General features: G+C 70.1%; 27 protein-coding genes and 1 pseudogene. 20 read left to right on the top strand and 8 right to left on the bottom strand.

Annotation, left to right across the window (positions count from 1 at the left end; translation table 11 throughout):
• The first annotated feature begins 239 nt into the window (after nucleotides 1-239).
• From WAB15_RS23305 to WAB15_RS23335, 7 genes are all read left to right on the top strand, one after another.
• Nucleotides 240-662, top strand: a complete 423-nt coding sequence (locus WAB15_RS23305; protein WP_407287433.1) for a rodlin — start codon at nucleotides 240-242, stop codon at nucleotides 660-662.
• A 357-nt stretch (nucleotides 663-1,019) separates the two neighbouring features.
• Nucleotides 1,020-1,265, top strand: a complete 246-nt coding sequence (locus tag WAB15_RS23310; protein WP_393486503.1) for a chaplin — start codon at nucleotides 1,020-1,022, stop codon at nucleotides 1,263-1,265.
• Nucleotides 1,266-1,558: 293 nt separating this feature from the next.
• The gene (locus WAB15_RS23315) at nucleotides 1,559-1,867 is read left to right on the top strand and encodes a hypothetical protein (RefSeq protein WP_407289276.1); all 309 of its coding nucleotides are present in this window, start codon (nucleotides 1,559-1,561) and stop codon (nucleotides 1,865-1,867) included.
• A 263-nt stretch (nucleotides 1,868-2,130) separates the two neighbouring features.
• The gene (locus WAB15_RS23320) at nucleotides 2,131-2,586 is read left to right on the top strand and encodes a rodlin (protein WP_407287434.1); all 456 of its coding nucleotides are present in this window, start codon (nucleotides 2,131-2,133) and stop codon (nucleotides 2,584-2,586) included.
• A gap of 467 nt (nucleotides 2,587-3,053) precedes the next feature.
• The gene (locus WAB15_RS23325) at nucleotides 3,054-3,473 is read left to right on the top strand and encodes a rodlin (protein ID WP_407287435.1); all 420 of its coding nucleotides are present in this window, start codon (nucleotides 3,054-3,056) and stop codon (nucleotides 3,471-3,473) included.
• Nucleotides 3,474-3,617: 144 nt separating this feature from the next.
• Nucleotides 3,618-4,142 carry a chaplin gene (locus WAB15_RS23330; protein ID WP_407287436.1) on the top strand — a complete coding sequence of 175 codons (525 nt, stop codon included), beginning with the start codon at nucleotides 3,618-3,620 and terminating at the stop codon, nucleotides 4,140-4,142.
• Between the two features lie 417 nt (nucleotides 4,143-4,559).
• Complete coding sequence (locus WAB15_RS23335) at nucleotides 4,560-5,405, top strand: nitrilase-related carbon-nitrogen hydrolase (protein ID WP_399149446.1); 846 nt, start codon at nucleotides 4,560-4,562, stop codon at nucleotides 5,403-5,405.
• Nucleotides 5,406-5,423: 18 nt separating this feature from the next.
• On the opposite strand, the gene tatA is transcribed toward WAB15_RS23335, so the two are convergent.
• The 3 genes from tatA to rpmB form a co-directional block, all read right to left on the bottom strand.
• Nucleotides 5,424-5,621: a Sec-independent protein translocase subunit TatA gene (gene tatA, locus WAB15_RS23340; protein WP_399149447.1), complete on the bottom strand. Its 198-nt coding sequence runs from the start codon at nucleotides 5,619-5,621 to the stop codon at nucleotides 5,424-5,426.
• Between the two features lie 246 nt (nucleotides 5,622-5,867).
• Nucleotides 5,868-6,173 carry a 30S ribosomal protein S14 gene (gene rpsN, locus WAB15_RS23345; protein WP_399149448.1) on the bottom strand — a complete coding sequence of 102 codons (306 nt, stop codon included), beginning with the start codon at nucleotides 6,171-6,173 and terminating at the stop codon, nucleotides 5,868-5,870.
• A complete protein-coding gene (rpmB, locus tag WAB15_RS23350) occupies nucleotides 6,173-6,409 on the bottom strand; it encodes a 50S ribosomal protein L28 (protein ID WP_399149449.1) in 237 nt (78 codons plus the stop codon). The genes rpsN and rpmB overlap by 1 nt, the downstream gene beginning before the upstream one ends.
• Nucleotides 6,410-6,482: 73 nt before the next feature.
• Between rpmB and rpmG the strand changes: the two genes are divergently transcribed.
• The 7 genes and pseudogenes from rpmG to WAB15_RS23385 all read left to right on the top strand — a co-directional run bounded on the left by rpmG (nucleotide 6,483) and on the right by WAB15_RS23385 (nucleotide 9,504).
• Entirely contained in the window at nucleotides 6,483-6,647 is a 165-nt protein-coding gene (rpmG, locus tag WAB15_RS23355) for a 50S ribosomal protein L33 (RefSeq protein WP_006604069.1), read from the top strand.
• A gap of 8 nt (nucleotides 6,648-6,655) precedes the next feature.
• Nucleotides 6,656-6,907 carry a type B 50S ribosomal protein L31 gene (locus WAB15_RS23360; protein WP_384487609.1) on the top strand — a complete coding sequence of 84 codons (252 nt, stop codon included), beginning with the start codon at nucleotides 6,656-6,658 and terminating at the stop codon, nucleotides 6,905-6,907.
• Entirely contained in the window at nucleotides 6,907-8,055 is a 1,149-nt protein-coding gene (locus tag WAB15_RS23365) for a GTP-binding protein (protein ID WP_407287437.1), read from the top strand. The genes WAB15_RS23360 and WAB15_RS23365 overlap by 1 nt, the downstream gene beginning before the upstream one ends.
• 55 nt (nucleotides 8,056-8,110) lie before the next feature.
• Nucleotides 8,111-8,347 carry a 30S ribosomal protein S18 gene (rpsR, locus tag WAB15_RS23370; RefSeq protein WP_407287438.1) on the top strand — a complete coding sequence of 79 codons (237 nt, stop codon included), beginning with the start codon at nucleotides 8,111-8,113 and terminating at the stop codon, nucleotides 8,345-8,347.
• A 120-nt stretch (nucleotides 8,348-8,467) separates the two neighbouring features.
• Nucleotides 8,468-8,851 (top strand): ArsR/SmtB family transcription factor, encoded by a 384-nt coding sequence (locus tag WAB15_RS23375; protein WP_407287439.1) that lies wholly within the window; start codon nucleotides 8,468-8,470, stop codon nucleotides 8,849-8,851.
• Between the two features lie 8 nt (nucleotides 8,852-8,859).
• A pseudogene (locus WAB15_RS23380) lies at nucleotides 8,860-9,159 on the top strand (SRPBCC family protein); the annotation flags it as partial.
• Between the two features lie 105 nt (nucleotides 9,160-9,264).
• Nucleotides 9,265-9,504 carry a DUF397 domain-containing protein gene (locus WAB15_RS23385; protein ID WP_399149453.1) on the top strand — a complete coding sequence of 80 codons (240 nt, stop codon included), beginning with the start codon at nucleotides 9,265-9,267 and terminating at the stop codon, nucleotides 9,502-9,504.
• A gap of 126 nt (nucleotides 9,505-9,630) precedes the next feature.
• Here WAB15_RS23385 and WAB15_RS23390 read toward each other — a convergent pair whose 3' ends face one another.
• Entirely contained in the window at nucleotides 9,631-10,113 is a 483-nt protein-coding gene (locus tag WAB15_RS23390) for an ATP-binding protein (RefSeq protein ID WP_407287440.1), read from the bottom strand.
• A gap of 313 nt (nucleotides 10,114-10,426) precedes the next feature.
• Between WAB15_RS23390 and WAB15_RS23395 the strand changes: the two genes are divergently transcribed.
• From WAB15_RS23395 to WAB15_RS23415, 5 genes are all read left to right on the top strand, one after another.
• A complete protein-coding gene (locus WAB15_RS23395; protein ID WP_407287441.1) occupies nucleotides 10,427-11,290 on the top strand; it encodes a helix-turn-helix domain-containing protein in 864 nt (287 codons plus the stop codon).
• Between the two features lie 84 nt (nucleotides 11,291-11,374).
• Entirely contained in the window at nucleotides 11,375-12,832 is a 1,458-nt protein-coding gene (locus WAB15_RS23400) for an aldehyde dehydrogenase family protein (RefSeq protein WP_407287442.1), read from the top strand.
• A gap of 122 nt (nucleotides 12,833-12,954) precedes the next feature.
• Nucleotides 12,955-13,503, top strand: a complete 549-nt coding sequence (locus WAB15_RS23405) for a DinB family protein (protein ID WP_407287443.1) — start codon at nucleotides 12,955-12,957, stop codon at nucleotides 13,501-13,503.
• Nucleotides 13,504-13,567: 64 nt separating this feature from the next.
• Nucleotides 13,568-14,209 carry a PadR family transcriptional regulator gene (locus tag WAB15_RS23410; protein WP_407287444.1) on the top strand — a complete coding sequence of 214 codons (642 nt, stop codon included), beginning with the start codon at nucleotides 13,568-13,570 and terminating at the stop codon, nucleotides 14,207-14,209.
• Between the two features lie 112 nt (nucleotides 14,210-14,321).
• Nucleotides 14,322-14,885: a hypothetical protein gene (locus tag WAB15_RS23415; protein ID WP_407287445.1), complete on the top strand. Its 564-nt coding sequence runs from the start codon at nucleotides 14,322-14,324 to the stop codon at nucleotides 14,883-14,885.
• A gap of 2 nt (nucleotides 14,886-14,887) precedes the next feature.
• Here WAB15_RS23415 and WAB15_RS23420 read toward each other — a convergent pair whose 3' ends face one another.
• The 3 genes from WAB15_RS23420 to leuE all read right to left on the bottom strand — a co-directional run bounded on the left by WAB15_RS23420 (nucleotide 14,888) and on the right by leuE (nucleotide 17,753).
• Nucleotides 14,888-16,303, bottom strand: coding sequence for a glutamate decarboxylase (locus WAB15_RS23420; protein ID WP_407287446.1), 1,416 nt, complete (start codon nucleotides 16,301-16,303; stop codon nucleotides 14,888-14,890).
• Nucleotides 16,304-16,318: 15 nt separating this feature from the next.
• Nucleotides 16,319-16,942, bottom strand: a complete 624-nt coding sequence (gene wrbA / locus WAB15_RS23425; RefSeq protein WP_407287447.1) for an NAD(P)H:quinone oxidoreductase — start codon at nucleotides 16,940-16,942, stop codon at nucleotides 16,319-16,321.
• Nucleotides 16,943-17,087: 145 nt separating this feature from the next.
• Nucleotides 17,088-17,753, bottom strand: coding sequence for a leucine efflux protein LeuE (leuE, locus tag WAB15_RS23430; protein ID WP_407287448.1), 666 nt, complete (start codon nucleotides 17,751-17,753; stop codon nucleotides 17,088-17,090).
• A 115-nt stretch (nucleotides 17,754-17,868) separates the two neighbouring features.
• Here leuE and WAB15_RS23435 point away from each other — a divergent pair, with 115 nt between their 5' ends.
• On the top strand, nucleotides 17,869-18,627 hold the full coding sequence (locus WAB15_RS23435; RefSeq protein ID WP_407287449.1) for a MerR family transcriptional regulator: 759 nt from the start codon (nucleotides 17,869-17,871) through the stop codon (nucleotides 18,625-18,627).
• 55 nt (nucleotides 18,628-18,682) lie between these two features.
• On the opposite strand, the gene WAB15_RS23440 is transcribed toward WAB15_RS23435, so the two are convergent.
• Entirely contained in the window at nucleotides 18,683-19,051 is a 369-nt protein-coding gene (locus WAB15_RS23440; protein ID WP_384428041.1) for a YbjQ family protein, read from the bottom strand.
• Between the last annotated feature and the right edge of the window lie 131 nt (nucleotides 19,052-19,182).

Below are 19,182 nucleotides of genomic sequence, written 5' to 3' on the forward strand. Positions count from 1 at the left end.
CGGCGGCCCGACCTCGCGCGACGGGGTCGTCCGGGCCGGCGCCGCGACGTCCTCGCGCAGCACGAACCCCCGGGATGTTCCTTCGCCCTGTCCCCAGCCGGGACGAGACTTCGCACGGAAAAAAACGATGTGTGTTTATGGTTTCGCGGCATCCGGGTGAATCGGCGAAACCGCACCCTCGGAAGCGAGTTGAGCCAGTGCGCTCCCATTCGGGCACCCCGCTTCGAGAAGGGTTAAAAGTGATCAAGAAGGTCCTGGCCACGACGGCTGTGGCCGCGTCCGTCGTCGGAATTTCGGCGACGGTCGCTCCCCAGGCAATGGCGGTCGGCAAGCACGACGGTGGAACCGCGACGGTCAACGGCAACGGCGCCAAGTCCGCTTTCGGCAACTCCACCACCCGGGGCAGGATGAGCCCGCAGCTGGAGCTCGTGCAGGGGTCGCTGAACCACCTCTGTGCGGCACTGATCGGCGAGAAGCTCAATGTCGGTTCGGTGTTCGGGCACTTCCCGTTCACGGCTCAGGACATCAATGTCCTGTCCAACCCGCAGACGCAGCAGTGCGTGCAGAACTCGACGCAGGCCAAGGGGGATGAGGCGGTGTCGCACATCCTGAACGACATCCCGATCCTGTCCGGCAACGGAGCGCGCCACCACAAGCACTGAGGCCGAAGGCCGCAAGGCCCGGACCGCCGGCTCTCACTTCTGAGCGGTTCGGGACGGCGGTGCCCGGTGGTGAACCGGCGGGAACGGAATTTCTCGATCCCCCCGGTGGGAATTACTATTCGGCGGCTACCTCGTCTGTTCGAAATCCGGTGTTTTTTCCGCGTCGTATGCGCGGCGGCAATCTCCCGAAACGATATTGCATCCTTCGGGCGATTCCTCCGAAACTCCCCGGTGAGAGTTTCGTCCACGAGGAGAAATTGTTACCAATATCAGCAGCGGCGTTACGGGCGAGCAGATCAGCGCCCGTGCGACACGATGGTCGTGTTCGCTACGGACCCGCTGCAGAAAGGGCTGAAAGTGAAGTACGGAAAGGTTGCGGCAGCCACTGCCGGCATGCTCATGGCAGTGGGCGCGGCTGCCCCGGCGTTCGCTGACGCGGGTGCGGTGGGCAAGGCAAAGCACTCTCCCGGCGTCATCTCCGGAAACGTCGTACAGGTTCCGATCAACATCCCGATCAACCTGTGCGGAAACACCGCTCAATTCATCGGAGCGCTGAACCCGGCGTTCGGCAACAAGTGCGCCAACCTCAGCCACCACAAGTAAGAGGTGCGCTGATCCCGGCCGCTGACTCGAAGGAATTCGAGCCGCGTCCATGATCTGGTCCCGGTGTGCGATTCACTGCACACCGGGACCAGATCATTTTTTGGCCCATCCGGACAAACGCCTGGGGCCGCACCTTTCGGGTGGAGTTGCCGTGAAGCCGGAACTTCGGAGTTTCTCCGCGCGGCAGCACTCGTTAGTGAAGGGGAAAGCGGTGATCCGAGCGGCGAAATGCCGCTCACGCGGCGCTGGTGCCGCGGTCCCGTCAAGCACCGCCCGAGAAGGGACAGTTGAAAGTGAAGTACGCGAAGTCTGCGGTGGTTGTCGCCGGTTCCGTCGTTGCGCTGGGCGCCGCCGCGCCCGCCATTGCCGCCCAGCACGGACTCCCGGCCGGCATTCAGCCCGGACCGAAGATGAGCCTCAACGGCGGGCTGAACGACGCGCTGCGGAGCAAGCAACTGGATGGCCACCAGGTGCGGCCGCTGGTCAAGAAGGTCAAGACCACCGGTGACAAGGTCAAGTCGGCCAACGCGAACAAGCTGCTCGGCGGTGTTGCGGCGGCGGCGAAGGGCAGCCCGCTGCTCGGCGGCCTTCCGATCCGGTAACCCCGCTGCTCCCGTGGGCCGCTCCAGGCGCATTCGACACGGACGTCGAATCGCGCGGGGCGGCCCCGACCGCGTATATCGCCGTCCGGCAGGCCGCCGCACCCGCGTACTTCCCGCTCGGTGTGCCCGGTCGGCCGCCGGACCGATCGGAAAAGCGGATCACGGTGCCAGGGCGTTCGAGTGAATGGGCACAACCAAATTCGCTCTTGTGAGTTGGGCAGATTGTCTGGCCCAAGGGCATCCAGAAACACAAAGGATCACCAATGATCAAGAAAGCTCTGGCGACCGCGGCCGCAGCTGCGTCCATTGTCGGTGTTGCCGCAGCTTCCGCCTCCCCGGCGATGGCCACGGGTAAGCAGCACGACGGCGGTAAGCACCACGGCGGTGGAAAGCACCATGGGACGACTTCCGTCAACGGAAATGGGACGACGCAGCTCTACGGGAACTCGACCACCAAGGGCTACATGAGCCCGCAGATCGGTCTGATCCAGGGTTCGCTGAACAAGCCCTGCGTCGCTCTGCCGTACAAGGCGAACTTCGGCTCGCTGTTCGGGGCCATTCCGGTGTCGATCCAGGACATCAATGTGCTGGCCAACCCGCAGTCGCAGCAGTGCGCCGAGAACTCCACTCAGGCCAAGGGCGACGAGGCGCTGTCGCACATCCTCAACGACATCCCGATCCTGTCCGGCAACGGCGGCGGCAAGCACCACCGCCGCTGACCGGCCGAGGAATACCCGGGTCGCCCGGCCCTCCTTCTTCCGGGCGGCCCGGATTCCGTCTGCTCCCCGGCGTATCCACGCGAAGCCGGGCGATCGTGATGCGGGACGGTACCGGTCAAGGAAATGTCCGGCACCGTCCCGCTGAATTGTTATTCGCTTGTGACCGCGATCCGGTGAACCGGCTCGTTGGGGATCGTGTGTGGAGGGAAGCGTGCCGATGCCCTTGCGAGATCGATGGGGTTGCCGGGGCATTGGCATGCCGGCCGGAAAAGAGAACCCGCGAAGCCGTTCACCGAAACCGCGGGGCCTGTGCCGTACCGCCGGCCGAGGACCGATCATGCGAATCGGCGCCGGCCGCGGCTCGTATGCGATCTATTCGGGTGATGTAGGAGAACCCCGGGGTACGGGTCGGGTTGTTCAAATCGGGCTCCTGTGCCGGGAGTTCCGTCTCCTGAAGGGGTTGCGTGATGAAGAAGATTCTGGCCGGCGCGGCTGTCGCGGCGTCGCTGATCGGTATTTCCGCTGCGGCCGCTCCGCAGGCCATGGCGAGCGACGGGCACAAGGGCACCAGGACGGTCAACGGGAACGGGGGGAAGTCGGTCTACGGCAACTCCACCACCCGCGGAAAGCTCAGCACCCAGCTCGGGCTCGTGCAGGGCTCCCTGAACGACCTCTGCCTCGCCCTGATCGGTGAGAAGGCCAACTTCGGTTCGCTGGCCGGCTGGCACTTCCCGTTCACGGTCCAGGACATCAATGTCCTGTCCAACCCGCAGACGCAGCAGTGCGTGCGGAACTCCACGCAGGCCAAGGGCGACGAGGCGGTGTCGCACATCCTGAACGACATCCCGATCGCGTCCGGCCACGGAGGCCACAAGCGCGGGCACTGAAGCCCGACGGCCTCGGCCGTACCACCGCTGGTGTCTCCGGGCGGTCGGCGCCGCGTATGCGCTGCCGGCCGCCCGTTCGTGTGGGCGCCACGGGGCCCCGCGGACGGTGGCCCGTACGCGATGACTGCAGACGAGGGATGAGAGATGCGACAGAGTCTGAAGGTGTGCGTGCTCGTTGCGGCGGCGTCGGGTGCGCTCGGCGCGAGCGGCGCCGTGGTGCACGGGGACGCCGGCGGGAGCGTCATGAATTCCCCCGGCGTGCTGTCCGGGAACAGCATCCGGGTGAGCGTGTTCAACCCCGTCAACGTGTGCGGCAACGCGGTGGACGGGGCCGGGGCGCTCGACCAGGCCGAGCACGACGCGTGCGGGCACCGCGGCGCGCCCGCGCCGGCCGCCCAGCGCCCCCCGCTGGCGCCGTGGTCTGCCGCGGCGCACCGCAGGGCGGGGGAACCGGCGCGGCACCGCGCTTCGGGGAAGCCCGCCGAGCCGGCCTCGCGTACCGGGCACGAGCCCCGGCTGGGCGCGGTGGCGCGGGCCGGGGCGACCGCGGGCTCCGCGCTGCTCGCGTCCACCGGTGCGGACGAGCCGGCCATGGTGGCCGGTGTCGGCGGGGTGCTGCTGCTGGGCGGGGCGCTCCTGCTGCGCAGGGCCCGTTCGCGGCGCAAGTGAGCGGGGTAGGAGCAGGGTGCCTGTCAGGGGCGTCCGGGCGGTCTCCGGCGGCCGCGGGGCGCGGCGGCCGGCCGAGCGGATCCGGCGGGCCGCTCGGCCTGGGCCACCCGGTCGAGCCGGCCGTCGGCATCGCCGGACGGTTCGACCGCAGGCCGTCGTACCGCTGGCGACGGGCGACGCTGCGGCTGGAAGCCGCCCTGCGGGCCGTACGACGGATCGTGCGGATCAACGCGCCAGTGCCTGGTCCGGCACGGGAAGGATCGTTCTTTCGCTCATTGGTGGGACCCGCCTCCCAGGGCGTTTGAAGTGCGCGGATACGGGTGCGCCGCGGGACGGTGCCGGTCGGTGCGGGCTCTGGCAAAATGACGATGAAATACCATGAAAGCCGCAAAGGTAATGAGTCGATGAGGTGGGGTCATGCTCATTGCGCTGGCGCAGACGGATTGCATGCTGGGCGAGGTGGCGGAGAACCTCGTGATCGCCCGCGAGCAGATCGAGCAGGCCGCCGCCCAGGGCGCCGACCTCGTCATCTTTCCCGAACTGAGCCTGCACGGCTATCACTTGGGCGCTCTGAAGCGGGACGAGTCCATCGAGGCGAGCGATCCCCGGCTGCTGGAGCTGAGCACGCTGGGCCCCGATGTGCTGCTCGGTTTCCATGAGCACACCAGCCTGCGCGCCTACAACGCCGCGGTCTACTACTCCGCCGGCTCGCTGCTGCACGCCCACCGCAAGCTCTACCTCCCCAATTACCTCGCCTGGGAGGAACGCAAGCACGTCAGTCCCGGGCAGTCGCTGCGCGCCTATGAGCTGAAGCGGTCCAGGACCGGGGGGCGGGGGGCGACGCTGGTGTGCAACGACGCCTGGCAGCCGGTGCTGCCGTGGCTGGCGGTGCAGGACGGCGCGGAGGTGCTGTTCGTGCCGACGAACAGCGCGGCGAGCCTGGATCCGGAGGCCATGGACACCGGCCTGTACTGGGACACCCTGCTGTCCTATACGGCGCGGATGCTGCAGTGCTGGGTGGTCTTCGTCAACCGGGTCGGCAATGAGCACGGCGCGACGTTCTGGGGCGGCTCGCGGGTGGTGGACCCGCGGGGAGCGGTGGTGGCGCAGGCGCCTAAGTGGGAGCCCTCGCTGGTCACCGTCGAGATCGATCTCACCGAGGCGCGGCGGCAGCGCCGCGCGGTGCCGCTGGTCGCCGAGGCCCGGCTGGGCCTGATCGACCGCGAGGTGCGGCGGCTGATCGACGAGGGCGGCGACAGCTGACGGATCGGCGGCCGGGCGTCAGTGGCCGGGGGCCGACTCCGGGCGGGGCGCCTCGGCGGAACGGTCGTCCTTGAGGGCCTTGGCCTCGGACTTCAGGATGCGCATCGAGCGGCCGAGGCCGCGGGCCATGTCGGGCAGCTTCTTCGAGCCGAAGAGCAGCACGAGCACCGCGATGATCAGGATCAGGTGCCAGGGCTCGAAGGCGTTGCGGAGCATGGGGGCGCTCGCTTTCGTCGGGGGCCGGCGGACGTTCTGTCCAGTATTACCCGAACGGTCCGGCCGCCCGGTCCAGGGGGTCTCCCCGGGCCGGACGGCCGGACCGTGGCCGCCGAGCGGACCCGCGTAGGGCCGGGGCGTGCCCGCAGTCGCGCTACCGGCTGGACCTACATACGCCTGGAGGCGTTGCCGCAGCCGGACTACCGGCTGGACTTTCGTACGCCTGGGGGCGCTGCCGCAGTCGACCTACCAGCTGGACTTGCGTACGCCCGGCAAGTAACCGGCGTGCGCCTGTTCGCGCAGCCGTACCCGGGACAGGCCGAAGGCGCGGAAGTAGCCGCGCGGGCGGCCGTCGACGCTGTCGCGGTTGCGCACCCGGGTGGCGCTGGCGTCCCGCGGCTGGCGGGACAGCTCGCGGCGGGCGGCGGTGCGCTCCTCCTCGGGCGCCCGCGGATCACGGATGACGGCCTTGAGGGCGGCGCGGCGGGCCGCGTAGCGGGCGACGGTCGCCCTTCGCAGCTCGTTCTTGGCGATCTTGCTCTGCTTGGCCATCAGACCCTCTCTCCCCGGGCGCGGATGCGGGCGACGGCCGCCTCGATCCCGATCGTGTCCACGGTCTTGATGCCCTTGGCGCTCAGCGTGAGCCGGACGTGCCGGCCCTCGCTCTGAAGCCAGTAGCGCTTGCGCTGGACGTTGGGGTCGAAGCGCCGCGAGGTGCGGCGGTGCGAGTGGGAGACGGACTTGCCGAAGCCCGGCTTGCGGCCGGTCAGCTGGCAGTGGGCGGACACGGTGCGGTCCCTCCAGTGGTCGGGGCCCCGAAGGGCTTATTGAAAATGGAAACCATTTACGTATACTAGCCGCATGGCCCGCAACGAACTCCGTCCGGTCGTCAAGCTCCGGTCCACCGCCGGCACCGGATACACCTACGTGACCCGCAAGAACCGCCGTAACGACCCCGACCGCCTGGAACTGCGCAAGTACGACCCGGTCGCCGGCCGGCACGTCGCTTTCCGAGAGGAGCGCTGAGCACAGCCGTGAAGCCTGGAATCCACCCCGCCTACGGGCCGGTCGTCTTCCGCGACCGGGCCGCCGACTACGCCTTCCTCACGCGCTCGACGGCGACCAGCGACAAGACCGTCGAGTGGGAGGACGGCAACACCTATCCCGTCATCGACGTCGAGATCTCCTCGGCGAGCCACCCCTTCTACACGGGCACCGCCCGAGTGATGGACACCGCGGGCCGCGTCGAGCGGTTCGAGCGCCGGTACGGCAGGCGGGCCCGCTGATGGAGCGGCTCGCGCTGGTGCTGGTGGGCGGTCTGCACGCGGATGCGCGGCGGGCCACCGTGGAGCGGCTGCTGCGCTCGGTCCCCGGCAGTGTCGCCCTCCACCACGACCTGGCCTCGGCCGTGGAGGGCACCGTACGGCGCACGGTCCGCGACGCCGGCGGCACGCTCGACGCCGGCGAGGTGCCGCTGGTCAACGACTGCGCCTGCTGTGCGCTGCGCGAGGACCTGGTGCCCGAGCTGGAGCGGCTGGCCGCCGGCCGGACCTGCCGACTGGCGATCGTCGAACTGTGGGACTCGGTCGAGCCCCAGGCGATGGCCGAGGTGGTCACCGGCTGCGGCAGCGCGAGCCTCTCGCTGACCGGGGTGATCACCGCGGTCGACCCGGCGCGGGTGCTGGAGTGCCTGGGCTGCGGCGACGACCTCGCCGAGGTCGGCCTCGCCGCCGCGGCGTCCGATCGGCGCACGGTCGCCGACACCTGGGCGCGGCAGCTGGAGTACGCGCCGGTGCTGGCGATCGCGACCGGGGAGGAGGCGGCCGAGCCCGCCGACCTCGCGCTCCTGGAGCAGCTGCACCCGACGGCCCGGCGGATTTCGCTCGAATCCGCCGAGCTGGCGGCCGCCGCGCTGGCCGGCTTCGATGTGGCGGCGGCCGCGGCCCGCCAGCACCCGGCCTGTGCGCTGCTGCCGCAGGAGGCCGACGCGGACGGCGTCGGCACGCTCGTATGGCAGCACACCAGGCCGTTCCACCCCGAGCGGCTCTACGCCGCGCTGGAGGACCTGACCTGTGCGGCCGCGCGCAGCCGGGGCCGGTTCTGGCTGGCCGACCGCCCGGACACGCTGCTGTCGTGGGACGCGGCCGGCGGGGCGCTGTGCGTGGAGAACTCCGGGCCGTGGCTGGTCTCGCTGCCGGACGCCGCCTGGGAGATGGTGCCGCCGCTGCGCCGGGCCGCCGCCGCGCTGGACTGGCATCCCGAGCACGGCGACCGCGCCCAGCACCTGGTCTTCACCTCGCCGGGCCTGGACCGCGAGGGCCTGTCCGCGCTGCTGGCGTCCTGCCTGCTCACCGACGCGGAGTACGCGGGCGGCCGGTCGGCCTGGAAGGGCCTGCCGCCCGCCTTCGACGAACTCCTCGACCCCGTTTCGTAACCGCGACCGGTCCGCACGGAACGGTCCGGCCCCCTCGCACCCACAAGGAACCGCCATGCCCCGACGGCACGACCCGCGACGGAAGCCCACGCCCCGACCCAACCCGCTGGACGCGGCGGGCATCACCTTCATCGACTACAAGGACACCGATCTGCTGCGGAAGTTCCTCTCGGACCGCGGCAAGATCCGCAGCCGTCGGGTCACCCGGGTCACCGCGCAGCAGCAGCGGCAGCTGGCCACGGCGATCAAGAACGCGCGGGAGATGGCCCTGCTCCCGTACGCGTCACGGTGACGGCCGCCGCCTCGACGGGGGGACGCCCTGCCCTCCGATGGCCCGGGGGCGGCGCCGCGTGACGGGTAGGAGATTCCCTACGTTTGACGCGTAGGGGATCTCCTACGAATGTTCGGGGGTGTGAACGCCACTCCGATACGTCAACAGGGCCCGGCCGGCCCGACCGTCACCGGTTCCGACCCGGACCGGGTCTTCGCGGCGCTTGCCAACGGCACCCGGCGCGAGGTGCTGCGGCTGCTGCGCGAGGGCGGGCCGCAGCCCGTCCAGGTGCTGGCCGAGCACTTCGCGATGCGCCGCCCCAGCCTGTCCGAGCATCTGAAGGTGCTGCGGGAGGCCGGGCTGGTGAGCGAGGAGCGGGTCGGCCGGCAGCGGATCTACCGCCTGGAGGCCGTACCCCTCAGTGAGGTGCAGGAGTGGCTCGGCCCCTACGAGCGGTTCTGGCGCGCGAAGCTCGCGGGCCTGGGGGAGCTGCTCGACCGCATCCCCGACGAAGAGGCGCAATGAACACCCATGCGACGCTGCCGCGACCCCACACCAGCTTCTCGGGCACCGTCCTCGCCGAGGTGCTCGCGTTCGAGCCGGCGCGGATGCTGCGGCTGCGCTGGCAGGACGCCGACGAGGGGCAGGGCGGCCGCGCCGACTGGACGATCACCTGGACCCTGGAACCCGAAGGGCGTGGCACACGTCTTTTCCTCGTCCATGAGGGATTCGACCCGGACGATCCGTACCAGGTGCAGGCGCACCGCATCATGGGCGGCGGCTGGCGGTCGATTGTGGGGGAGCGGTTGGGGAAGGTGCTCGACGAGTTGTGACCAGCCCGGCACCGGCTGTCGTGCACGTGCATCTGCGCATGCATTCGCATGTGAACGCAGCTATGATCCGGGGCAGTTGACACCGTTTATCACCGGGAGATCCCTGTGCCCCACGCATACAACGGCATGGCCGCAACGGATCTTCGTGATGTGGCGTGGCAGAAGAGCCGGCACAGCAACTCCCAGGGCTCCTGCGTGGAGTTCGCCAAGCTGCCCGGGGGAGAGATCGCGGTGCGCAACTCCCGCTTCCCCGACGGCCCCGCGCTGATCTATACCCCGGCGGAGGTCCGGGCGATGTTGCTCGGTGTCAAGGACGGGGAGTTCGACCACCTCGTACGGGACTGAGCCGGCGCACGGGGCTCACCGGTGCGCGCCGTGCCGCGCGCGCCGGGTGCCCATAACGCGACCGGGCGCCCGTAGGTGACGGTGCGCCCGGTGTGCGGATCGGCCGCGGACGGCCCGCGGTACGCCCTACGGCAGCCGGAAGAGCGCCCACACGATCTTGCCGTGGGTGACGCCGGACAGCGGGTGCCAGCCCCAGCTGTCGCTGAAGGACTCGACCAGGTAGAGCCCGCGCCCCGACTCGTCGGCGGAGTCGGCCTCGCCGGCGACCGGTGAATCGTCGCTCGGGTCCCGTACGGCGCAGATCAGCCGCTGCGACCAGCGCATCAGATGCAGCCGGGCGGGCGGTGTGGCGCCGGTGCGCTCCGGGGCGGCGAGGATCGCGTGGCGCAGCGCGTTGGTGACGAGTTCGGAGACGACCAGGGCGACCGGGTCGAAGAGGTCGTCGAGCTCCCAGCCCTGCAGGGTGTCGCGGGTGAACTCCCGTGCGCAGCGCACCGATTCGTAGCGCGGGGGGAGCGTGCACGAGGCGGATCCGGAGACGGCCAGCGGGTCGACGGGAGGAAAGCCCTGCCATAACGGCTCGAGCATGGTCAAAACCTTGGTCCCCATGCGAGGCACTCCTGGCGTTCGCGGACGTCATGACCCTGGCCGGTCAGCCGGATCTGGCGGATCTTTCACGAGCGTGCATGCGTGCGACGCCTATGGTTCCCAATGTGCGAGACAGATGCAAGGGCAGATGCACGTGCACGCGCCGGTATTGCGGCAGCGCGAACCGATTTGCTCGGAATTCTTTCCGTCGGTTCTTGTGGAGGCCGTGCGTGGGCCTCACATATCAGTAACCGGATGAGCACTCAACGAAGCGCGAACGTGGCAGACTTCGGCCCACTGTTGGACGGGTGGGGGTCACAGGAGGGTCTGAGAGGTGTCCGGAAGTGAGTCGAGCGGGTCGGTGGTGCGGCGGATCCTGCTCGGGTCGCAGCTTCGCCGCCTGCGTGAATCCCGTGGGATAACCCGCGAGGCGGCCGGCTACTCGATCCGTGCGTCCGAATCGAAGATCAGTCGCATGGAGTTGGGCAGGGTGAGCTTCAAGGCGCGCGATGTCGAGGACCTGCTCACGCTGTACGGAGTCGGTGACGCACAGGAGCGAGAGGCGCTGTTGTCCCTGGCGCGCGAGGCCAATGTCGCGGGCTGGTGGCACAGTTACACGGATGTGCTTCCCGGCTGGTTCCAGACGTATGTGGGTTTGGAAGGCGCCACGTCCCTCATACGCGTGTACGAAGTCCAGTTCGTGCACGGGCTGCTGCAGACGGAGGGCTATGCGCAGGCCGTCGTCAAACGGGGCATGCCCGACGCCGGGCCTGCCGAGATAGAGCGCCGGGTCGCGCTGCGCATGGAGCGCCAGAAGCTGCTCGTCGCCGAGCGGCCGGCGCAGTTCCACTGCGTGCTGGACGAGGCGGCGCTGCGCCGCCCGTACGGCGAACGCGAGGTCATGCGCGAGCAGTTGAGGCATCTGATCGAAGTGTCCGAGCGGCCGAATGTGCGCCTCCAGGTGATGCCCTTCAGTCTGGGCGGGCACTCGGGCGAGAGTGGCGCCTTCACCATGCTGGGCTTCCAGGAGTCGGGGCTGCCGGACGTCGTCTATCTGGAGCAGCTGACAAGTGCGCTCTATGTGGACAAGCCGGAGGAAGTGGCGCAGTACGGGCGGGTGATGGACCGCCTCCAGGCGGACGGCCCCAGCCCCGCCGAGACCAGAGATCTCCTGCGCGGACTGCTCCAACTCATGTGACGCGTCGGTAGGATGGCGCACCATCAGGAGTCAGCACCCCCCAACTTGGCGCCTCGCGTGCCCTGTTCTCCAGATCGGGATGGCATGTCCTACTTCGACGACTTGGCCTATCAGTTCATCGGCGGTGAGTGGCGCTCCGGAAGCGGCTCGTGGGACATCGTCGACTTCAATCCCTATAACGGCGAGAAGCTGACCTCCATACCCGTCGCCACGGTCGAGGAGATCGACCAGGCCTACCGCGCCGCCGAGCGCGCGCAGCGGGAGTGGGGCGCGGTCAATCCGTACACCCGCCGGCTGGTCTTCGAGCGGGTGCTGCGGATCATCGACGACCGCGAGGCGGAGCTGGCCGAGGCGATCACCGCCGAGGTCGGCGGGACGCTCGCGAAGGTGGGCTTCGAGCTCCATCTGGCCAGGGAGTTCCTGCGCGAGGCGATCCAGCTGGCGCTGCGCGCCGAGGGCCGCATCCTGCCCTCGCCCATCGACGGCAAGGAGAACCGCCTCTACCGGCTGCCGGTCGGTGTCGTCGGCGTCATCAGCCCCTTCAACTTCCCCTTCCTGCTGTCGATCAAGTCGGTCGCGCCGGCCATCGCGCTGGGCAACGCCGTCGTCCTCAAGCCGCACCAGAACACCCCGGTCTGCGGTGGCGGGCTGGTCGCCAGGATCTTCGAGGAGGCCGGGCTGCCGGCCGGAGTGCTCAACGTCGTCGTCACCGACATCGCCGAGATCGGGGACGCGCTGATCGACCACCCGGTGCCCAAGACCATCTCCTTCACCGGCTCGGAGAAGGTCGGCCGGCACGTCGCCACCGTCGCCGCCGCCCACTTCAAGCACACGGTGCTGGAGCTGGGCGGCAACAGCGCGCTGGTGGTCCTCGACGACGCGGACGTCGACTACGCGGTGGACGCCGCGGTCTTCAGCCGCTTCGTGCACCAGGGGCAGGTCTGTATGGCCGCCAACCGCGTGCTCGTGGACCGCGCCGTGGAGCGGGAGTTCACCGAGAAGTTCGTCGCCAAGGTCGCGTCCCTGAAGGTGGGCGACCCCACCGACCCGCAGACCCATATCGGCCCGCTGATCAACGAGGGCCAGGCCGAGGCCGTCACAGCCCTGGTGGACCGCGCCGTCGCCGAGGGCGCCGCGCCGCTGCTGCGCGGCGAGGCCAGCGGCACGCTCGTCGCGCCGAGCGTGCTGAGCGGGCTGCCGGCGGACTCCCCGCTGCTCACGCAGGAGATCTTCGGCCCGGTCGCGGTGCTGGTCCCCTTCGACGGGGACGAGGAGGCCGTACGGCTCACCAACGCCACGCCCTACGGGCTCAGCGGCGCCGTGCACACCGGTGACATCGAGCGGGGCGTGCGCTTCGCCAAGCGCATCGAGACCGGCATGTTCCACGTCAACGACGCCACCGTGCACGACGAGCCGATCGTCCCCTTCGGCGGCGAGAAGAGCTCCGGACTGGGGCGGCTGAACGGCGACGCCATGGTGGAGGCCTTCACCACCACCAAGTGGATCTCCATTCAGCACGGGCGCTCGCAGTTCCCCTTCTGAGCGGGGTACACCGGCTGCGAGTTGCGGACAGGAGCTGACCGCAAGGGCTCGTAGCGTGTGTGAGGTCGGAAGGGCGGCGGCCGGACGGCCGGCCGCCCTAGATGTCACGAAAGGCGGACCCCATGCCCACTCACGTCCTTGCCGAGGCCCATGGCGACGAGACCGGCGCGCTGCTGTCCTTCCTGGAGGCCCAGCGCGGCGGGCTGCGACGGGCCGTCCTCGGGCTGACCGACGCCCAGGCGAGCAAGCGGCCGAGCGCCAGCGAGCTGTCGCTGGCCGGGCTGCTCAAGCATGTCGCGGAGACCGAGCAGGGCTGGATCGAGACCGCGCAGGAGCGGCCGCACTCCATCGAGCGGACCGAGGACACCTGGCACCTGAGCTTCCAGCTGGAGGACGGCGAGACGACGGCGGGCGTGCTGGAGTTCTGGGACGGCGTCGCGCGGCGCACGGAGGAGTTCATCCGGTCCGTACCGAGCCTGAACGACACCTTCGCGCTGCCCGAGGCGCCGTGGTTCCCGCCCCAGGCCCGGCAGTCGATGCGCTGGCTGCTGCTGCATCTGATCGAGGAGACCGCCCGGCACGCCGGCCACGCCGACATCCTCCGCGAGTCCCTGGACGGCAAGACGGCGTTCGGGCTGGTGGACGAGGAGCGGGCGGCGCGCGAGGGGTAGCGCCCGCCTCCGTCCCCGCGCGCTCTAGGCTGACGGCAGGGGGCCGCGAGGGATTGAGGAGACGATGTCGGCGATCCGGCTGTTGGTATTGGGTGCCGTGCGGCAGCACGGGCGGGCGCACGGCTATCAGGTGCGCAACGACCTGGAGTACTGGGGCGCCCACGAGTGGTCCAACGCCAAGCCCGGCTCGATCTACCACGCGCTCAAGCAGATGGCCAGGCAAGGGCTGCTCGTCGCCCATGACATCGCGCCCAGCACCGTCGGCGGTCCGCCGCGTACCGAGTACGAGCTGACCGCGGCGGGCGAGACGGAGTACTTCGCGCTGCTGCGCACGGCGCTGTCCGAGCACGACCAGAAGTCCGACATGCTCAGCGCGGGCATCGGCTTCGTCGTCGATCTGCCGCGGGACGAGGCGCTGGCGCTGCTCAGACAGCGGGTGCGGGGCCTGGAGGAGTGGCGCGGCACGGTCACCGGGTACTACACGCCCGAGGAAGGGCCCGGACAGCTCGGCCACATCGGCGAGATCATGAACATGTGGGTGCACTTCGCGGACAGCGGCGCGCAGTGGACGCGCGGGCTGATCGAGCGCATCGAGGGCGGCGCGTACGTCTTCGCGGGCGAGGGCGAGCCGTTCGTGGGGGTGCTCGCGGAGGGGCAGGAGAACCCGTACGCGACGAAGGACGTCCACCCCGGGGATCAGCGCTAGAGGGGTTACCCGAGAAGCGCCCCCTGGCCGAGTTTGGCGCGTAACGGGGCGGTCGGGTGCCGGGTTTCGCGGGCCGGCCCCCTGGCGGTGGGCGGGCTGCCAGTATGGCGCCATGACGAACAAGCGATCGATTACGCGCATCGAGGTGGCGCCCCGTCTGGTCGCCCTCGGCATCGTGGCGAAGGAGGCGGCCGAGGAGGCCCTCGGGAAGGTCCGGGACTGGGCGGACGCACCGCTGGAGGACGGTGAACTGGCCGAGGTGCTCGTCGAGTTCGGCGTGGCCCTCGCCGTGTACGCGGACGCCGTCGACGACCTGGAGGAGTCCTATCGAAGCACCCTGGAGGAGGCCGCGGCCTGCTCCGGCGGGCTGGTCGTCGTCGGCGACGTCAGGCTGATCAGGGGCGCGGGCGGCCGGGACCGCCTGGAGTTCGTCCGAGGCGGCGAGCGGGTCGTCCGGCCCGCCGAGCACGGCGCCGGCCGGTCCCTGAGCCGGCCGGCGGTCTTCGCGTGCCTGGGCCGGCTGGCGCCCGGCGGTGCGGACGAACGGACCTTCCACCGGGTGCTGCCGGGCGAGGATGCGGCGGTCGACGGCGAGGTGTACGTCCTGGTCACGCCCGGCCAGGCGGCCGCGCTCCGGGCGGAGTTCGGCCTGGCCCTGGACGACCGCGGGGCGTGAGGTCAGTGGTGGAAGGCGGTCGCCACCGACTCCGGCCGGTCCATCGGGCGCGGTTGCGCGCGGAGCTCGGGCAGCAGCGCTTCCAGGTCCGCCAGGAACAGGTCCGCGAGGTCCTGGGAGAAGCCGTTGCGGCACACCACCCGCAGGACGGAGAGGTCCTCGCGGTGCGGCGGGAAGGTGTAGGCGGGAACCAGCCAGCCGCGTTCCTTCAGCCGCCGGGAGACGTCGAAGACGTCGAAGGCCTTGACGTCGTCGGCGGTGGTGAAGGCGAAGACCGGCAGCTGGTCGCCGCGGGTGAGCAGGGTGAAGTCGCCCAGTGAGCCGATGCGTTCGGCCGTCGAGCGGGCCACGTCCCGGGTCGCCTGCTGTACGGCGCGGTAGCCGTCCCGGCCGAGCCGCAGGAAGGTGTAGTACTGGGCGGCGACCTGGGCGCCGGGGCGGGAGAAGTTGAGCGCGAAGGTCGGCATGTCGCCGCCCAGGTAGTTGACGCGGAAGACCAGCTCTTCCGGCAGCGCCTGGGCGTCGCGCCACAGCGCCCAGCCGACGCCGGGGTAGACCAGGCCGTATTTGTGGCCCGAGGTGTTGATGGAGGCGACCCGGGGCAGCCGGAAGTCCCAGACCAGCTCCGGGTCGACGAACGGCGCGACCATCGCGCCGGACGCGCCGTCCACATGGACCGGGATGTCCCAGCCCTTCTTCTCCCGGACCTCGTCGAGCGCCGCGCAGATCTCGGCCACCGGCTCGTAGGACCCGTCGAAGGTCGAGCCGAGGATCGCGACCACGCCGATGGTGTTCTCGTCGCACAGCTCGGCGGCGGAGGCGGCGTCGAGCTGGAAGCGGTCGCCCTCCATCGGGACCTGGCGCGCCTCGACCTCCCAGAAGTTGCAGAACTTCTCCCAGCAGACCTGGACGTTGGCGCCCATGATGAGGTTGGGCCGGGCGCCGCCCGGATAGCGGTCCGCGTTGCGCTGCATCCAGCGCCGCTTGAGGGCCAGGCCGGCGAGCATGCAGGCCTCGCTGGACCCGGTGGTGGAGCAGCCGACGGCGGCGGACGGGTCGGGCGCGTGCCACAGGTCGGCGAGCATCGCCACGCACCGCCGCTCCAGTTCGGCGGTGCGCGGGTACTCGTCCTTGTCGATCATGTTCTTGTCCCGGCAGTCCGCCATCAGGATGCCGGCCTGCGGTTCCATCCAGGTCGTGACGAACGTCGCCAGGTTCAGCCGGGAGTTGCCGTCCAGCATCAGTTCGTCGTGCACGAACTGATAGGCGGTGTGCGGGGCGAGCGGGCCGTCGGGCAGCGTGTGCCGGGGCGGTGAGGTCTCCATGCCGGCGACCGGGTCGGCCTCGCCGTAGAAGGGGTTGACCGGGTTTCCGGTGTGCCGGCGGTCGGATTCCGACGCGCCCTTGTGCAGAGTCATCTGTCGCCCAATCCGTCAACTCATCGGTGAGAGGCCGTGTTTGATGGCTTTGGTGAACTTCACCACGCGCTCGGCCTGGATGCGGGCGGCGGTGCGTGCGTCGTCGTCGAGCGGGGTGTCCGGGCCGCCGACGTGGGAGGTGCCGTAGGGATTGCCGTCGGTGTACTTCGCCGGGTCGGTGTAGCCCGGGGCGATGAGGATGCCGCCGAAGTGGTGGACGGTCTGGTAGAGCGCGAGCAGGGTGGACTCCTGGCCGCCGTGCCGGGTGGCGCTGGCGGTGAAGCCGCTGTAGACCTTGTCGGCCAGCCGGCCCTGCTGCCAGAGGCCGCCCAGGGTGTCGAGGTACTGCTTGAGCTGGGAGGACACATTGCCGAAGCGGGTCGGGGTCCCGAGGATCACCGCGTCCGCCCAGAGCATGTCCTCGTGGGTGGCCTCCAGGATGTCCGCGGTGGCCGCGGCGTTCGCCGCCCATGCCGGGTTGGCGTCGATGGCCGTCTGCGGGGCGAGCTCGGCCGCCCGGCGCAGTCGTACGTCGGCTCCGGCGTGCTCGGCCGCGTCCGCGATCAGCCGGGCGAGCTCGGCGATGGTGCCGGTCGAGGAGTAGTAGATGACGGCCACATGGACGTCGTGCACGGGCATGGACGCACCTCCTGGAACCCGACAATACGGGCGTATGGGGTACATGGCCTCCAGGGTTCGCCCAGTGGAAGCGTGAACGGGCGGGCGGCCGCCCCACGGCAGCCGCCCGCCCGCACCCGGATCGATCCGCTCCGAAGAGCTCCGCTCAGCTCGCGCTCGCCAGCGACAGCTTCGCCGCGAAGCCGAGGAACGCCGCGCCGGCGCCCGCGGACAGCCCGGCCGTCAGCCGCCTGCGGCGCCGGAAGGTCGCCGCCAGGAACGTCCCGCTGAAGATCAGGACCGACAGATAGCTGAAGCTGAACAGCTGCGCCCAGGCGCCCAGCGTCAGGAACGACAGCACCGGGTGCGCGTAGGCCGGGTCGACGAACTGCACGAAGAAGGAGATGAAGAACAAGATCGCCTTCGGGTTGAGCAGGCTGACCACGAGCGCCCGGCGGAACGGCCGCTCGACGGCCTCCTTCGCCGCCTTGGGCGCCCCCTCCTTCCGCTCGGCCCGGCGCGCCTCCCGGCCGCGCCACAGCGCCCAGGCGCCGCGCAGCATCCCGACCGCGAGCCACGTCAGATAGCCCGCGCCGGCGAACTTGACTACGGCGAACAGCACCGGGCTGGTCTGCAGCAGCGAGGCCACCCCGCCCGCCGACAGCGTCATCAGCACCGTGTCACCGCACAGCACGCCGGCCGCCGCCCGGTACGCCACCCGGGGCCCGCGCCGGGCCGCCACCGACACCACGTACAGCGAATTGGGGCCCGGCAGCAGAATGATCAGCGCCAGCCCCACCAAATAGGTGGACAGATCCGTTATCCCCAGCATGGGCGGCAGGATCTCACCCCCCGATACCGCCGCAACCGGATTTTTCAGCATGCGGACTTGCACCTCACGCGGCGTGAGGACACATCGTGGAGCGCGTACCGAGAAGGGAGTGGAAGTGAGCTATTCGGTAGGGCAGGTCGCGGCCTTCGCCGGCGTGACGGTGCGCACCCTGCACCACTACGACGAGATCGGGCTGCTGCTGCCCGGCGAACGCAACCACGCAGGTCACCGCCGTTACGGCGACGACGACCTGGACCGGCTGCAGCAGATCCTGTTCTACCGGGAGCTCGGCTTTCCGCTCGAAGAGGTCGCGGCCCTCCTGGACGATCCGGACACCGACCCGCAGGAGCACCTGCGGCGCCAGCACGAGCTGCTGACCGCGCGGATCGGCAAACTCCAGGAGATGGCCGCGGCCGTCGAACACGCGATGGAGGCACGCAGAATGGGAATCAACCTCACCCCCGAGGAGAAGTTCGAGGCCTTCGGGGACTTCGACCCCGACCAGTACGCGGAGGAGGCCGAGGAGCGCTGGGGGCACACCGACGCCTACAAGGAGTCGCAGCGGCGGACGGCCGCGTACACCAAGGACGACTGGAAGCGGCTGACGGCGGAGTTCGACGCCATCCACCGCAAGATGGCCGACCTGCTCGGGCAGGGGGTGCCGGCCGACTCCGAGGCGGCGATGGACGTGGCGGAGGAGCACCGCCGGTTCATGGACGGCACGTACTACGCGTGCGGCCACGAGTTCCACACCTGCCTCGGCGAGATGTACGTCGCCGACGAGCGCTTCACGGCCACCTACGAGGCGATCAGGCCCGGTCTCGCGGTCTACCTGCGCGACGCGATCGTCGCCAACGCCGCCCGCCACCAGTGATCCGTACGGGCCGGAGGACCGCCTCCGGCCCGTACGGGCGTGCCGCCGAGCGGGCTCAGCTCTTCGGCGCGATCACCACGGCCGTCCCGTAGGCGCACACCTCGGTGCCCACGTCGGCGGCCTCCGTGACATCGAAGCGGAACATCAGCACCGCGTTCGCGCCGCGCGAGCGGGCCTGCTCCACCAGCCGCTGCATCGCCTGGTTGCGGGTCTCGACGAGGGTCTTGGTCAGCCCCCGCAGCTCGCCGCCGACCAGCGACTTCAGGCCCGCGCCGATCTGGCTGCCGAGGTGGCGGGAGCGCACGGTCAGTCCGAAGACCTCGCCGATCACCCGATCCACGTGAAACCCCGGCACGTCGTTGGTCGTCACGACCAGGACGTCCGACTGCTCGTGCTGCCCACCGCCGTACTCATCGATACCCATGGGTGCGCACCTCCTTGTGGCCAGCATCACCCGGCCCCGGGGGCGCGGCCAGCGGTCGGGGAGCGGTCGGGTGGAGGCCGGCGAGGTCCGCCTGGAACCACGGGGGGCCGCGCGGCGTTGATAGTTTTGGG

Source organism: Streptomyces sirii (assembly GCF_045690365.1).
GTDB classification, from domain to species: Bacteria; Actinomycetota; Actinomycetes; order Streptomycetales; family Streptomycetaceae; genus Streptomyces; species Streptomyces sirii.

Excerpts from the sequence above, each read along its gene's own strand:
- tatA (WP_399149447.1), bottom strand. The coding sequence starts at position 5,621 with ATGCTCCGCAACGCCTTCGAGCCCTGGCACCTGATCCTGATCATCGCG.
- wrbA (WP_407287447.1), bottom strand. The coding sequence starts at position 16,942 with ATGCCCGTGCACGACGTCCATGTGGCCGTCATCTACTACTCCTCGACC.
- rpsN (WP_399149448.1), bottom strand. The coding sequence starts at position 6,173 with ATGGCCAAGCAGAGCAAGATCGCCAAGAACGAGCTGCGAAGGGCGACC.
- WAB15_RS23320 (WP_407287434.1), top strand. The coding sequence starts at position 2,131 with ATGATCAAGAAAGCTCTGGCGACCGCGGCCGCAGCTGCGTCCATTGTC.
- WAB15_RS23335 (WP_399149446.1), top strand. The coding sequence starts at position 4,560 with ATGCTCATTGCGCTGGCGCAGACGGATTGCATGCTGGGCGAGGTGGCG.
- WAB15_RS23325 (WP_407287435.1), top strand. The coding sequence starts at position 3,054 with ATGAAGAAGATTCTGGCCGGCGCGGCTGTCGCGGCGTCGCTGATCGGT.
- rpsR (WP_407287438.1), top strand. The coding sequence starts at position 8,111 with ATGCCCCGACGGCACGACCCGCGACGGAAGCCCACGCCCCGACCCAAC.
- WAB15_RS23330 (WP_407287436.1), top strand. The coding sequence starts at position 3,618 with ATGCGACAGAGTCTGAAGGTGTGCGTGCTCGTTGCGGCGGCGTCGGGT.
- WAB15_RS23410 (WP_407287444.1), top strand. The coding sequence starts at position 13,568 with ATGTCGGCGATCCGGCTGTTGGTATTGGGTGCCGTGCGGCAGCACGGG.
- WAB15_RS23415 (WP_407287445.1), top strand. The coding sequence starts at position 14,322 with ATGACGAACAAGCGATCGATTACGCGCATCGAGGTGGCGCCCCGTCTG.
- WAB15_RS23390 (WP_407287440.1), bottom strand. The coding sequence starts at position 10,113 with ATGGGGACCAAGGTTTTGACCATGCTCGAGCCGTTATGGCAGGGCTTT.
- WAB15_RS23420 (WP_407287446.1), bottom strand. The coding sequence starts at position 16,303 with ATGACTCTGCACAAGGGCGCGTCGGAATCCGACCGCCGGCACACCGGA.
- WAB15_RS23405 (WP_407287443.1), top strand. The coding sequence starts at position 12,955 with ATGCCCACTCACGTCCTTGCCGAGGCCCATGGCGACGAGACCGGCGCG.
- WAB15_RS23400 (WP_407287442.1), top strand. The coding sequence starts at position 11,375 with ATGTCCTACTTCGACGACTTGGCCTATCAGTTCATCGGCGGTGAGTGG.
- WAB15_RS23365 (WP_407287437.1), top strand. The coding sequence starts at position 6,907 with ATGGAGCGGCTCGCGCTGGTGCTGGTGGGCGGTCTGCACGCGGATGCG.
- leuE (WP_407287448.1), bottom strand. The coding sequence starts at position 17,753 with ATGCTGGGGATAACGGATCTGTCCACCTATTTGGTGGGGCTGGCGCTG.
- WAB15_RS23440 (WP_384428041.1), bottom strand. The coding sequence starts at position 19,051 with ATGGGTATCGATGAGTACGGCGGTGGGCAGCACGAGCAGTCGGACGTC.
- rpmG (WP_006604069.1), top strand. The coding sequence starts at position 6,483 with ATGGCCCGCAACGAACTCCGTCCGGTCGTCAAGCTCCGGTCCACCGCC.